At 77.6% G+C, this 11,957-nt stretch carries 15 protein-coding genes and 1 pseudogene; 4 read left to right on the top strand and 12 right to left on the bottom strand.

Annotated features, from left to right (window positions below; translation table 11 throughout):
• Positions 1–23: 23 nt before the first annotated feature.
• From O2W18_RS21670 to ssd, 7 genes and pseudogenes are all read right to left on the bottom strand, one after another.
• Positions 24–368: pseudogene (locus O2W18_RS21670) on the bottom strand (Rv3654c family TadE-like protein); the annotation flags it as partial.
• Positions 365–751: a TadE family type IV pilus minor pilin gene (locus O2W18_RS02220; RefSeq protein WP_269185948.1), complete on the bottom strand. Its 387-nt coding sequence runs from the start codon at positions 749–751 to the stop codon at positions 365–367. The gene O2W18_RS02220 and the pseudogene O2W18_RS21670, both read right to left, overlap by 4 nt.
• Positions 752–757: 6 nt before the next feature.
• A complete protein-coding gene (locus O2W18_RS02215) occupies positions 758–988 on the bottom strand; it encodes a DUF4244 domain-containing protein (RefSeq protein ID WP_269185947.1) in 231 nt (76 codons plus the stop codon).
• Positions 989–1,125: 137 nt separating this feature from the next.
• Positions 1,126–1,881, bottom strand: coding sequence for a type II secretion system F family protein (locus O2W18_RS02210; RefSeq protein ID WP_269185946.1), 756 nt, complete (start codon positions 1,879–1,881; stop codon positions 1,126–1,128).
• Positions 1,878–2,675 (bottom strand): type II secretion system F family protein, encoded by a 798-nt coding sequence (locus tag O2W18_RS02205; RefSeq protein WP_269185945.1) that lies wholly within the window; start codon positions 2,673–2,675, stop codon positions 1,878–1,880. Before O2W18_RS02205 ends, O2W18_RS02210 begins: the two co-directional genes overlap by 4 nt.
• Positions 2,672–3,826 carry a TadA family conjugal transfer-associated ATPase gene (locus O2W18_RS02200; protein ID WP_269185944.1) on the bottom strand — a complete coding sequence of 385 codons (1,155 nt, stop codon included), beginning with the start codon at positions 3,824–3,826 and terminating at the stop codon, positions 2,672–2,674. Before O2W18_RS02200 ends, O2W18_RS02205 begins: the two co-directional genes overlap by 4 nt.
• On the bottom strand, positions 3,823–4,917 hold the full coding sequence (gene ssd, locus O2W18_RS02195) for a septum site-determining protein Ssd (RefSeq protein WP_269185943.1): 1,095 nt from the start codon (positions 4,915–4,917) through the stop codon (positions 3,823–3,825). The genes O2W18_RS02200 and ssd overlap by 4 nt, the downstream gene beginning before the upstream one ends.
• Positions 4,918–5,042: 125 nt before the next feature.
• Between ssd and O2W18_RS02190 the strand changes: the two genes are divergently transcribed.
• Positions 5,043–5,906, top strand: a complete 864-nt coding sequence (locus tag O2W18_RS02190) for an HAD family hydrolase (protein ID WP_269185942.1) — start codon at positions 5,043–5,045, stop codon at positions 5,904–5,906.
• Between the two features lie 26 nt (positions 5,907–5,932).
• Here the strand turns inward: O2W18_RS02190 and O2W18_RS02185 are convergent, their stop codons facing one another.
• From O2W18_RS02185 to O2W18_RS02175, 3 genes are read right to left on the bottom strand one after another with little or no spacing between them, the layout of a single operon-like run.
• A complete protein-coding gene (locus O2W18_RS02185) occupies positions 5,933–6,922 on the bottom strand; it encodes an aldo/keto reductase (RefSeq protein WP_269185941.1) in 990 nt (329 codons plus the stop codon).
• Between the two features lie 49 nt (positions 6,923–6,971).
• Positions 6,972–7,769: an oxidoreductase gene (locus O2W18_RS02180; protein ID WP_269185940.1), complete on the bottom strand. Its 798-nt coding sequence runs from the start codon at positions 7,767–7,769 to the stop codon at positions 6,972–6,974.
• Positions 7,770–7,821: 52 nt separating this feature from the next.
• On the bottom strand, positions 7,822–8,214 hold the full coding sequence (locus tag O2W18_RS02175; protein WP_269185939.1) for a cupin domain-containing protein: 393 nt from the start codon (positions 8,212–8,214) through the stop codon (positions 7,822–7,824).
• 101 nt (positions 8,215–8,315) lie between these two features.
• On the opposite strand from O2W18_RS02175, the gene O2W18_RS02170 reads away from it, so the two are divergent.
• The 3 genes from O2W18_RS02170 to O2W18_RS02160 are packed head-to-tail and all read left to right on the top strand — an operon-like array spanning position 8,316 to position 10,230.
• The gene (locus tag O2W18_RS02170; protein WP_269185938.1) at positions 8,316–8,879 is read left to right on the top strand and encodes a histidine phosphatase family protein; all 564 of its coding nucleotides are present in this window, start codon (positions 8,316–8,318) and stop codon (positions 8,877–8,879) included.
• Complete coding sequence (gene cobU, locus O2W18_RS02165; RefSeq protein ID WP_269185937.1) at positions 8,876–9,439, top strand: bifunctional adenosylcobinamide kinase/adenosylcobinamide-phosphate guanylyltransferase; 564 nt, start codon at positions 8,876–8,878, stop codon at positions 9,437–9,439. The genes O2W18_RS02170 and cobU overlap by 4 nt, the downstream gene beginning before the upstream one ends.
• Entirely contained in the window at positions 9,436–10,230 is a 795-nt protein-coding gene (locus O2W18_RS02160; protein ID WP_269185936.1) for an adenosylcobinamide-GDP ribazoletransferase, read from the top strand. The genes cobU and O2W18_RS02160 overlap by 4 nt, the downstream gene beginning before the upstream one ends.
• Positions 10,231–10,500: 270 nt before the next feature.
• On the opposite strand, the gene O2W18_RS02155 is transcribed toward O2W18_RS02160, so the two are convergent.
• Both O2W18_RS02155 and O2W18_RS02150 read right to left on the bottom strand, forming a co-directional pair.
• Entirely contained in the window at positions 10,501–10,785 is a 285-nt protein-coding gene (locus tag O2W18_RS02155; RefSeq protein ID WP_269185935.1) for a MoaD/ThiS family protein, read from the bottom strand.
• Positions 10,782–11,861, bottom strand: a complete 1,080-nt coding sequence (locus O2W18_RS02150; protein WP_269185934.1) for a WD40/YVTN/BNR-like repeat-containing protein — start codon at positions 11,859–11,861, stop codon at positions 10,782–10,784. Before O2W18_RS02150 ends, O2W18_RS02155 begins: the two co-directional genes overlap by 4 nt.
• Positions 11,862–11,957: the final 96 nt, after the last annotated feature.

Here is an 11,957-nt window from a genome sequence, read left to right as displayed (position 1 = left end):
CCCGGCGGCGCCGGGCCGGCGCGGGCCCGGGCGGGGGCGTCGAGGACGCCGAGCGGCCCCAGCCGCACGGGGACGTGCAGGTGCAGCTCGACCACGGCACCCGCACCGACCTGACAGGAGTCGAGCGTCGCGCTGTTCGCCGCAGCGACCTCCTCGGCGACCGCGCAGGCCGCCGGGTCGCCCAGCACGGCCCGGCCGGCGGCGGCCAGGGCCGCGAGGTCGGCGGCCGAGGTGGCACGGTGCCGGGCCACGACGGCGGCGCCGACGAGGAGGGTGGCCACACCGACCAGGGCCAGCAGCCCCGCCAGAGCGACCATCCAGACCGTGGCGGAGCCGCGCTCACCGTCGTCCGGCTGGCGGCCGGTCACGGCGAGCCACCCGCTGCCGGTTCGCGCAGCCCCGTCGCCGTCGCCGAGACCTCGACGCGCCAGGGCAGTGGCCCGAGCGGTTCGACCGTCGCCGCGACGGTCACGCGCACCGTCTCCCCCACGTCCAGCTCCGTCGTCGCACCGTCGGGGGCGGCTTGCGCCGCCAGCTCGTGCACCGTGGCCACCGGCTCACCGCGGGCCGCCGCCCGAGCCCCCTCCCGGGCGGCGTCCACACAGCGCAGCTGGGCGCCGACCACGACGACCGCCGAGACCGCAGCGGCCAGCACCAGCAGGAGCACGGGCAGCACCACGGCCGTCTCCGCGGTCACCATCCCGGCCTCCCGGGAGACACCGGCCCGCCGGCCGCGGTCGGCTGTCGACACGTCGACTCAGGTGAGCGTGGCGAGCGCGGTCTGGACGAGCTCGCCCAGCGCCGCGACCACCGACCCACCGGTGACCACCTGGTAGAGCACGGCGGCGAACGCGCAGGCGGCCACCGTGCCGACGGCGTACTCCGCGGTGCTCATCCCCTGCTCGTCCGACACGTGGGTCGCAGCCCACGTCCGGGCCCGTGCGACCGGCCGGCCGTCTCGCTCGTCGACCTGCGACTGCTGGTCCATGTCCCCTCCTCCACCGGACCGCCTGCCGGTCCGTCCACCCGAGACTGCTGTCGGCAGGGCCGCTCGCCGGCCACCGCAGCCAGGTTGTGGAGGGCACCCGCCGTTGTGGACACCGACCGGCACCGGCCCCGAGCTCCTCAACCGAAGACGTCGCCGGCGATGCCCAGCACCATCGGGACGACGCCCAGGCACAGGAAGGCCGGCAGGAAACACAGCCCCAGCGGCGCCAGCACCCAGACCCCCGCCTGCTGCACCGCGGCCTCGGTACGGCTGCGGCCGGCGCTGCGGAGGTCGGCGGCCAGCCGCTGCAGGGCCGGGACGACGGCCGACCCCGACTCCCCGGCCCGCACCACCGTGCGGGCCAGCGCGTCGACCGGCGGCGGCGCACCGGCCCAGGCCCGGCGCGGGGCGGCGCCCAGCCGGTACAGCGCGCCCACCTCGGCCAGCCGGTCGCCGAGCGGACCCGGCACCGACTCCCCGACGGCTGTGACGGCGGCGCCGACCGGGGTGCCGGCCGCCAGGCAGACGGCCAGCAGGTCGCAGGCCACCGGCAGGTCCCGGGCGAGGGAGTCGGCCTCGGGCGGTGGCGCACCGGACCGCCGGAGCAGCCGGTCCAGCCCGGCGGCCACGCCCAGTCCGACGAGCGCGGCCGGCAGCCCGGCCCCGAGCACCAGGAAGGCCGCCAGCCCACCCAGGCCCGCCTCCACCCGCCGTCGCGCCGTCCCCGGCGGGCCGGTCGCCCGGCGGCTCGGCCAGGACCGAGCGGACTCACCCGGAGCGGCCAGCACGGACCGCACCCGGTCCCGGCGGCCGGCCGCGGGCGGCACCCACAGCAGGACCGCTCCGGCCAGGACCAGGACCGGCAGGGCGGCGTCCACCGCGCCACCGCTCATCGGGCCACCGCCCGCCGGACCAGCCGGGCCGACCAGGTCAGACCGGCCAGTTCCAGGGCCACGCCCAGCACCAGGAGCGCCGTCCCGGCGGCGGTGGTGGTGAGCACCCGCCACGGGTCGGCGCCCACCCCGCTGCCCATCAGCAGGCCGAGCAACGGGAGCCCGGCGAGCACGGTGGCGCTGGCCCGCGGTCCGGCGACCGCCGAGCGCAGCTCTTCGCCGACCCGCAGCCGGGCCCGCAGGTCGTCCTCGACGGCGGTGACCACGCCGGCCAGCGAGCACCCGGTGCGGGTGCTCAGCCGCACCGCGGCCGCGATCCGCACGAGCGCACGACTCGACTCGTCGTCCGCCTCCCCCGCCGGCGGGGCGCCCAGCCGCAGGACCGGCTCGAGCGCCCGCGCCGTGCCGGGGTCCGGGCAGCCGCCGACCGCAGCCGCGGCCGCCTCCCGGAGCGGCCGCCCGGCGCGCACCTCCGCGGCCAGCACGCCGAGGGCCTCCACGAGAGCCCGGATCCGCCGGTCGGCGGCGGCCGTCCGGCCTCGCGCCTGGAGGGCTCGGCCGGCGACGGCACCGCAGACGGCCGCGAGCGCGGCCACGACCGGGGTGGACAGCAGCGCCGCGGCTCCCCCGCCCGCCAGCGTGAGCACCCACGGCCCCCCGGCGCCCCCGGCCAGGGCACGGAGGTCCGGGCGCACCCCGCCGCGCCGCTGCACCGCGAGCCGCCGCGACCGGGCGGCGGCACCGGAGGGCCAGGCCAGCAGCGCTGCCCCCAGGAGCAGCAGCACCGGGCTCATCCGGGCACCCGCACGCCGAGCAGGTCGGCCAGCTCCCCGCGCGCCGGGGTGGGGCCGCCGTCGGCCCGCCACCCGGCGGCCACCTCGATCAGCTCCCCCTGTCGCCGGACGACGCCCAGCTCGGCCACGCCCCGCCCCGCCGGGCTCCGCCGCAGGTGCACGACGAGCGCGAGCGCGGCCGCCGCCTGGCTGTGCACCGCGGCCCGGCCCAGGCCGGCCGCACCGCCGAGGGCCTCCAGCCGGGCCGGCAGGTCCGCTGCCCGGTTCACGTGCACGGTGCCGCAGCCGCCGTCGTGGCCGGTGTTCAGGGCGGCGAGCAGGTCGACCACCTCGGCCCCGCGGACCTCCCCGACCACCAGCCGGTCCGGCCGCATCCGCAGGGCCTGCCGCACCAGGTCGCGCAGCGTGACCGCACCGGCGGCCTCGACGTTGGGCGGCCGGGTGAGCAGCCGGACGACGTGCGGGTGCTGCGGGGTCAGCTCCGGTGCGTCCTCGCAGAGCACCAGGCGTTCCCCGGGGTCGACCAGCCCGAGCAGCGCGGCGAGCACCGTCGTCTTCCCGGTGCCCGTGCCGCCGGTGACCAGGAACGCCAGCCGCGCCCGGACGGCGGCGGCGAGCAGGTCGGCGCTGGCGCCGGGCAGGGCGCCCCGGGCGGAGAGGTCGGCGAAGGAGAGCACCGCCCGGCGAAGCACCCGCAGGGACAGGCAGGTACCCGACCCCGACACCGGCGGCAGGACGGCGTGCAGCCGGGTGCCGTCGGGCAGACCGGCGTCGACCCACGGCGCGGCGTCGTCGAGCCGGCGGCCGGCAGCGGCGGCCAAGCGGACCGCGAGCCCGCGGACGGCGGCCTCGTCCGGGAACCGCACGTCGACCGGCTCCAGGCCCTCGCCGCGGTCGACCCACACCTCGTCCGGCCCGTTGACCAGCACGTCGGTGACCCCGCGGGTGCGCAGCAGCGGTTCCAGGACGCCGGCCCCGGCGAGCTCGTCGGTGGCGGCCCGGACGGCGTCGAGCACCCCGCGGTCGCCCAGCAGGCCGCCGGACTCCTCCCGGACCAGGGCCGCCACGGCCGCCGGGCTGGGGGCGCCGACGCCGGTGGCCAGCCGGGCGCGCACCCGCTCCACCAGCGGTGGCGCCGACCCCGCGGTCACGCCGCCCGCCCGGCCAGTTCGGCGAGGATCAGCCGGCTGAGCCCACCGAGCGGGGACCGGGCGGCCACGGACGGGGGTTCGCCCCGTTCGCTCCGGGGCGCTGCCGACCGGTCGGCGGCGAGCTCGGCGAAGACCGGCCGGCCGACCACGTCGGCCACCTGGCCGCGGCTGAGCCCGCCGGGGACGGGCCGGCTGACCACGAGCGCCGCCGACCAGGGCCGCGGGTCGCCCTCCAGGAGGGCGCGGGCGGCGGCCCCCGCCCGCAGCCGGGCCGGGACGAGCAGGACACCGAGGTCGGCCTCGGCGAGCAGCGCCTCGGCGGCCGGGCTCCGGACGGGCAGGTCGAGCACGACGGCGCACCCGCTGGCCCGGGCACCGGCGCAGACGGCGAGCAGCGCCTCGGCCGGCGGCTCCTGCGGGTCCTCCCGGGAGGCGGACAGCACCGCCACCCCGGCGGCCTCGGGCAGCGCGGCGGCGAGCGCCGGGCCGGCCACCCGTCCGCTCACCCCGACCAGCTCGGGCCAGCGCAGACCGGGCTCCCGCTCGGCTCCGAGCAGCAGGTCCAGCCCCGCGCCCCAGCCGTCGCCGTCCACCAGCAGCACCCCGCCGTCGACGGCACCTCCGGCGGCCACCGCGAGCGCCGTCGCCAGGGTGCTCGCCCCGGCACCACCGCAGGCGCCGCCGATCACGGTCAGCCACCCCGGCCGGGCGGGCGCCTGCACCGCCGCAGCCACCCGCTCCACCAGCCAGGCCTCGTCCCGGGGCAGCACCACCACCCGTTCGGCGCCGAGCTCGACGGCCGCCGGCCACACCTCGGCCGCGGGTTCGCCGGTGGCGACGACCAGCAGACCCGGGCGCCGCGGCAGCGCCCGCACCGGCGCACTGCCCAGCACCTCGGCGCCGAGGAGCACCAGCGGCGCGTCCCGGTGGGCGCGGCGGAGTGCACCTCCCCCGGTGGCCAGCTCGGCGGTCGCACCGGCGGCGGCGAGCAGCCGGAGCAGGTCGTCCAGCAGGTCGGGGTCGGTGCTCAGGACCAGTGGGTGGGCGGGGGCAGGGGGCGCGGAGCCGAGGGCGCGCGAGGCAGCAGACACCTGCCCAGCCCAGCGGGCCGGCCGACCCCGGCCCAGCCCCGGACGGCATCTGTGGACGACCCCTCCGGGTGTGGACGACGGTGCGCCCGACCCCCCGGACTGCCGATCCCCTTACCGTGTGCGATGTGACCCGCGCTGCGGCGTTCTTCGACCTGGACAAGACGGTCATCGCGAAGTCCAGCACGTTGGCCTTCGGACGACCGTTCTTCCAGGGTGGGCTGATCAACCGGCGAGCCGTCCTCAAGGGCGCCTACGCGCAGTTCGTCTTCTCCCTGGCCGGCGCGGACGCCGACCAGATGGAGCGGATGCGGAGCCAGATCACCGCGATGACCACGGGGTGGGACGTCGCCGTCGTGCACGAGATCGTCCGCGAGACCCTGCACGGGATCGTCGACCCGCTGGTCTACGCCGAGGCGGCCGACCTGATCGAGGCGCACCAGGCGGCCGGCCGGGAGATCGTCATCGTCTCCAGCAGCGGTGCGGAGATGGTCGAGCCGATCGGCGAGATGCTCGGGGTGGACCGCGTCGTCGCCACCCGGATGGTCACCGTCGACGGGAAGTACACCGGCGAGATCGACTTCTACGCCTACGGCGAGAACAAGGCCGCCGCGATGCGCGAGGTGGCCGCCGAGAAGGGCTGGGACCTGGCCGACTGCTGGGCCTACAGCGACTCGGTCACCGACCTGCCGATGCTGGCGGCGGTCGGGCACCCCACCGCCGTCAACCCCGACAAGGGACTGCGCAAGGCCGCCGTCGAGCGCGGCTGGCCGGTGCTGGAGTTCACCCGCCCGGTCACCCTGCGCTCGCGGTTCGCCGGCGCCCGGACGCCGGTGGTCACCAGCGCCGCGGTCGGCGTCGGGGCCGCCATGGCCGGGCTGGCCTGGTACGCCCGGCGGCGCACGCTGCGCGCCCTCCCAGCTGCCGGCAGCACGCTCGCGGCTCCGGTCGTGGTGTCCCCCACCGTTCGCCGTCGGCGCCGCGGCGCCTGACCGCCGGCTCGGCCACTGCCGGCTGCTCAGCCGCCGACGCGGCTGCGCACCTCGGCGACCTTCTCGCGCACCTGGTCCAGGACCGTGCGGCCGGTGGAGACCGGCTGGAAGTCCTGCGCCGCGGTGGTCAGCGCCCGCTGCTCCTCCGGCGTCAGCTCCAACTCGGCGGCCGCCACGTTGGACTCCAGCTGCTCGACGCTGGACGCCCCCGGGATCACGACCACCTGCGGCAGGCCGAGGAGCCAGGCCAGCGCCACCTGCGCCGGCTTCGCCTGGTGTGCGGCGGCCACGTCCCGGAGGAGTTGGAGGAGCGGCTCGGCCCGGCGCAGGTTCTCGGTGCCGAAGAGCGGGTTCATCGCCCGGACGCCCCCGGGTCGGTTCTCCGCCGAGTACCTGCCGCCCAGCAGGCCCTGGGCGAGCGGGCTGTAGGCGATGACCACCCGGTTCTCGCGCTCGGCGAAGGGCACCAGGTCCGCCAGCGGCCCGGCGTGCGCCAAGGAGAACTGCACCTGGTTGCTCACCACCGGGCTGCCCAGCGCGCGGTCGGCCGCCTGCCAGCGCGCCAGCGAGTAGTTGGAGACCCCGACGGCCCCGATCACGCCCTCGTCGAGGAGGGCCCGCATGCCCGGCATGATCACCGAGTCCGGCACCAGCGGGTTGGCCTGGTGCACCTGGTAGAGCGGGATCCGGTCCAGCTGCAGCCGGCGGGCGCTCGCGGTCGCGCGGTTGCGGACGACCGCGGGGAACGGCGCCACCGGGAGGACCTTGCTGGCCACGACCACCTCGGCCCGGTCGGCCCCGAGCGCCTCGGCGAGGATCTTCTCGCTGCGGCCGAAGCCGTACACCTCGGCGGTGTCGAAGAGCGTGACCCCGAGCTCCCGGGCCCGCCGGACGATGTCGCGCGCCGCGCCCACGGCGTACTCGTCGCCGTAGCCCCACTCCCGCGAGCCGAACTGCCAGGTGCCCAGTCCGACCCGGCTGACCTGTCCCAGACCGTCGACCTCGAGGAAGCGCATCCGCCCAGTCTGGTCGTGCTGGCACGGCGGCGCCGGGCGGCGCCCGCGCTCAGCCGCGGAGCAGGCTCTCGCAGATCGCCAGGCCCTCGGTGGCGCCGTGCTCGGTGGCGCGGCAACAGTGCACGAGCCAGCCGGCCACCCCCGCCGGGCCGCCGGTGCGGTAGCCCTCCAGGGCGGTGTCGTAGGCGTCCCGGCCGAGTTCGGCGAACCCGACCTCGGGCACCGAGACCGCCTTGCGGTCCAGGCCCCGGCTGATGATGACCAGCCGGCCGGCGGCGCGGGCGACCACGCCGTCCTGCACGCCGAAGGGGGCGAGCGCTGCCAGCTCGCCGTGCACCACCCCGGCCACCACGACCGCCGGTACCGCCGTCGCGCCGGTGATGAGCGAGAACAGCCCGCCCAGCCGCGGACCGGCCGCACCGCTGGGGCGGCCCAGGTCCGCCGGCTCGGCGAGGTCGGTGGCGGCGAGGACGTGCAGCCGGGCGAGCACCTGCCCGGGCGCCCGCTCCCAGGTCTCCACCATCGAGCCGAGGCCCACCGAGACCCGCAGCGCGCCCTGCACGACCGGGTCGGTGACCTCACCGGCGCGCAGGTCCGCCAGCGACCGGTCCACGCCCTGCAGGGCAGCCGACGCCCGGGCACCGCGCAGCGCCGACTCCGCGCTCACCCCGGCGGACTCCCGGCGCAGCACCTTGTGGCCCAGCAGCCGGTCGACCGCGGCGCGCGCCTCCTCGGCCGCCGCGGCGACGCCGGGCAGGTCCAGCAGCGGCGCGAGCGGGTCGGGGCCGGTCGGGCGGGCCGCGGGCCGGGGGGCCCGGCCGGCGCCGGGGCGGAGCGGGATCGTCACGCCTGCGACGGTACGAGCCGCGCCCCGCTGGTCATCGACCGCCCACCGTCGCTCAGAGCTGGTGGCCGGCGGTCCGGTCCACGTGCGCGGGGACGGTGACGTCGGTGTCCCCGGTGGTCACCGTGCCGGTCGGCTCGAACATCAGGATCGCGCCGCCGGGCGAGGACGGCTTGTGCTCGGTGCCGCGCGGCACCACGAACGTGTCGCCCCGGTGCAACCGCACCGTGGTCTCGGTGCCGTCGGGGTCGCGCAGCGCCACGTCGAACCGGCCGTCCAGGACGAGGAAGAACTCGTCGGTGGCCTCGTGCACGTGCCAGACGTGCTCGCCCGCCGTGTGCGCGATCCGGACGTCGTAGTCGTTGACCCGGGCCACGATGCGTGGGCTGTAGACCTCATCGAAGGTGGCCAGGGCGGCGGTCAGGTTCACCGGGGCGGGTGTCGTCATCCCGCCACCATCCCTCCTCCGCAAGCCCACCGGCTTGTACGTTCCTGACCAGGATCGGCCCTCGGAGGGCAGCTGCCGGCCCGCCGCCTAGGCTGGGCACGATGGCCGGACCGCTGACCCTGCTGCTCGTCCGCCACGGTCAGAGCGAGTGGAACGCCGCCGGCCTGATGCAGGGGCAGACCGCCCACGTGCCGCTGACCGGGCTCGGCCACCAGCAGGCGGCGCAGGCCGCCGCCGAGCTCGCCGCGCTCACCCGGGACGGCGGTGGCCCCGGCGCCCTCCTCTCCAGCGACCTGCACCGTGCCGTGCAGACCGCCGAGCACTGCGCCGTCGCCACCGGGTTGCCGCTCAGCACCACCCCGGCCTTGCGCGAACAGGGCTACGGAGTGCTCGAGGGGCGGCCCTCCCGCGAGCTGTGGGACGTCGTCGACTGGAGCGACCCGCACTGGTCGGCCGAGGGCGGGGAGAGCCTCGCCCAGCTGCACGCCCGGGTCGCCGGCTACCTCGACCGGCTGCGCGCCGACCCGCCGGCCCAGGTCGTCGCGCTGGTCACCCACGGGGACACCATCCGGGCCCTGCAGGCGGTGGTGGCCGGTCTCGGGCCGGACCGGATGCCGGCGGTCACCCCGCACAACGGCACGGTCACGAAGCTGGTGCTGACGTGACCAGGGTGCTCGTGCTCGGCGGCTCCCGCTCGGGCAAGTCGGTGCACGCCGAGCAGCTGCTGGCGGACTGGGCGGAGGTCACCTACCTGGCCACCTCCGTCGTCGACGAGGCCGACGCCGAGTGGTCGGCCCGGGTCGCCACCCACCGCGCCCGCCGCCCGGCCGGGTGGACGACGGTGGAGACCACCGCGCCCTCGGAGCTGCTGCGCTCCGGGGCGGTGCTGGTCGACAGCGTGACCACCTGGGTGGCCGCGCTGATGGACCAGACCGGAGTCTGGGACGCCGTCGACGCGACCGGCGCCCATGCCGCCGGCTCCCTGACGGACGCCGCAGCGGCCCGCGACCGGCTCGCCCGGCGCTGCGACGCGCTGGTCGACAGCTGGGTGATGACGTCGGCGCACGTGGTGGCGGTCAGCGACGAGGTCGGCCTCGGCGTGGTGCCCGAGACCCGGGCCGGCCGGCTGTTCCGGGACACCCTGGGCACGGTGAACCAGCGGCTGGCCGCGACCGCCGACGAGGTCTGGTTCGTGGTCGCCGGGCTGCCCCAGCGGTTGCGATGAGCTCCCCGGACCAGCCGGCGACCCGCCGCCCCTGGACCGGGCCGGCGGAGTCCTTCGCCCTGCTGACCAGCCTGCGGGTGCCGGCAGCGACCTCGGCCCAGGGCGTGCTGCCCTGGGCGCCGCTGGTCGGCCTGGTCCTGGGGACCGCGGCGGCCGCAGTCGCTTGGGCCGCCGGCCGCTCCGTCAGCCCGCTGGTCGGCGCGGTGCTCGCGATCGCCGTGCTGGCCGCGCTGACCCGCGGGCTGCACCTGGACGGGCTGGCCGACACCGCCGACGGGCTGGGTCCGCTGCGTGGGCGGGAGAAGGCGCTGGCGGTGATGCGCGCCGGGGACGTCGGCCCCTTCGGCGTCGTCACGCTCGTGCTCACCGTGCTGCTGCAGGTCGGCTGCCTGGCGCACCTGCTCACTCTGGACGGCGGCTGGCTGGCCCTGCCGGTGGCCGCCGTCGCAGCCCGGGTGGCGATGGCCCGCACCGGCCTGCGGGGGGTGCCGATCGCGCAGGGGTCGTCGCTGGGCCGGGCGGTGGCCGGCACCGTCTCCCCGGGCTGGCTGGCCGGTGCGGCGCTGGTCACCGCTGCGCTCGCCGCCGGGGGCGGGCTGCTCGTCGGCCGGGGCGGCCCCGTCGCCGCCCTCGGGCTGGTCGCCGCCGTCGCCGCCGGGCTGGGGTCGTCCGAGGCCCTGTTCTCCCGGGCCCGCACCCGGCTGGGCGGGGTCAACGGCGACGTCATGGGCGCCATGGGCGAGGTGACGGCGGCGGTCACCCTGCTCGCCGCCGCCATCCTGCTCAGCTGAGCGCGGTCACCGGCGACGGGTGAGCGAGCCGAGGACCCGGCTCAGGCCGCCGGAGGCGGCAGGCGAGGCAGCCCGGCCTCGCCGCCTCCCGCCCCCGGCCCGGCGCCGACCCGCGGTGCCCCGGGTGGCCGCGCGTCCACCACGTGCGCCCCGTCCAGAGGCCTTCCCTGCGGTTCCCATCAGCTTGCCGAGGATGCTCATGGCGGGGGTGTGACCAGCGTCGCCAACCCGCAACCGGCGGTTCGCCCGGAGTCCGGCGGGTCGTCGCCTTCAGCCACCGGCCACGGACTGCACGACCATCACCTCCGCCCCGGCCGGTACCGGGGTGACCAGGCCGGCCAGCCGCCGGACCTCCTCCCCGTCGACGTAGACGTTGACGTGCCGGCGCAGCGCGCCGGTCTCGTCCCGCACCCGGCGGTCGAACACCGGGTGCTCGGCGGCCAGGACGTCCAGCAGGGCCCGGACGGTCCCGTCCTCGGGCAGGTCCAGCGACATCGACGTCCGGCCGCCGGTGCAGTCGGCCAGCAGCCGCGGCAACAGCACCCGGACGGTCACGGCAGCACCGCCGCCCGCACGCAGAGCACGTCGGGCAGGTGGGAGGCGACGGTACGGAACGACTCCCCCTCGTCCGCACTGGCGTACACCTCGCCCCCGCGGGTGCCGACGTAGACGCCCACCGGGTCCCCGGCGTCGACCGCGGCGGCGTCCCGGAGCACGGCGTTGTACTCGTGCGTGGGCAGCCCGGTGGCCAGCCGGCGCCAGGTCGCACCGGCGTCGTCGCTGCGGTGCACGGCCAGCTCGCCGCCCGGCGGGATCCGCTCTCCGTCGGCGACCAGCGGGACCACCCAGATCCGCCCGCCCCGGCGCGGATCGGCGAGCATCGCGAACCCGAAGTCGGACGGCAGCCCGTCGGCGATCGACGTCCACGAGTCGCCGTCGTCGTCGGACCGGTACACGCCGTGGTGGTTCTGCGCATACAGCCGCCGCGGATCGGCGGCGTCCCGGGCGATCTTGTGCACGCACTGCCCGAACTCCGGCGCCGGCCCGGGCATGAAGTACGCGGAGATGCCGGAGTTGCGCGGCTGCCACGAGCCCCCGCCGTCCCGCGTCCGGTAGACGCCGCCGGTGCTCATCGCGACGTGCACCGTGCCCTCGGGCCCGGGGACGACGGAGTGCGCCGCCGCCCCGCCGTAGCCGGCGCCCCACTCAGCGCGGTGCGGGTGGTCCCAGAGCCCGCGGCACAGTGCGAAGGACTCCCCGCCGTCGTCCGAGCGCCAGACCGAGATCGGCTCGCAGCCGGCCCAGACCACACCGGGCCGGTCGGCGGAGTCCGGCTGCAGCTGCCAGATCCGCTCGACGGCGGCGCCGGTGTCCGCCGGGAAGCCGATCGCGCCGCCGGCCGGTTCGTCCCAGGTCTCGCCCAGGTCGTCGGAGTGCAGGACCGTCGGCCCGAAGTGCTCCGACCGGACGCCCACCATCAGCCGGCGGCGCCCGTCGCGGGTGTCGATGCCGATGCTCGGCACCTCGGTCATCAGGAAGTGCGGTGCGGACAGCGACCAGTCGCGCCGGTCCTCACTCGTCGCGAGCCAGAGCCCCTTGCGCGTGCCGATCGCCAACAGAGTCGTCGCCATGCAGCAGAAGACTCCGTGATCCGGCGGAACTCATCGGCGTCGGGCTGCCGGGTGTACATCGGGGAGCTAGTGCTCTGCTCACCACCAGTGAGCAGA

Origin of the sequence: Modestobacter sp. VKM Ac-2983 (assembly GCF_026967885.1) — a bacterium.
Taxonomy (GTDB): Bacteria; Actinomycetota; Actinomycetes; order Mycobacteriales; family Geodermatophilaceae; genus Modestobacter.
This window is presented reverse-complemented; position numbering and strand designations above follow the sequence as displayed.

What these genes read in the sequence shown, in the direction of transcription:
- O2W18_RS02205 (WP_269185945.1), bottom strand. Translation starts at nt 2,675, where the DNA reads ATGAGCCCGGTGCTGCTGCTCCTGGGGGCAGCGCTGCTGGCCTGGCCC.
- O2W18_RS02150 (WP_269185934.1), bottom strand. Translation starts at nt 11,861, where the DNA reads ATGGCGACGACTCTGTTGGCGATCGGCACGCGCAAGGGGCTCTGGCTC.
- O2W18_RS02175 (WP_269185939.1), bottom strand. Translation starts at nt 8,214, where the DNA reads ATGACGACACCCGCCCCGGTGAACCTGACCGCCGCCCTGGCCACCTTC.
- O2W18_RS02160 (WP_269185936.1), top strand. Translation starts at nt 9,436, where the DNA reads ATGAGCTCCCCGGACCAGCCGGCGACCCGCCGCCCCTGGACCGGGCCG.
- O2W18_RS02210 (WP_269185946.1), bottom strand. Translation starts at nt 1,881, where the DNA reads ATGAGCGGTGGCGCGGTGGACGCCGCCCTGCCGGTCCTGGTCCTGGCC.
- O2W18_RS02215 (WP_269185947.1), bottom strand. Translation starts at nt 988, where the DNA reads ATGGACCAGCAGTCGCAGGTCGACGAGCGAGACGGCCGGCCGGTCGCA.
- O2W18_RS02170 (WP_269185938.1), top strand. Translation starts at nt 8,316, where the DNA reads ATGGCCGGACCGCTGACCCTGCTGCTCGTCCGCCACGGTCAGAGCGAG.
- O2W18_RS02185 (WP_269185941.1), bottom strand. Translation starts at nt 6,922, where the DNA reads ATGCGCTTCCTCGAGGTCGACGGTCTGGGACAGGTCAGCCGGGTCGGA.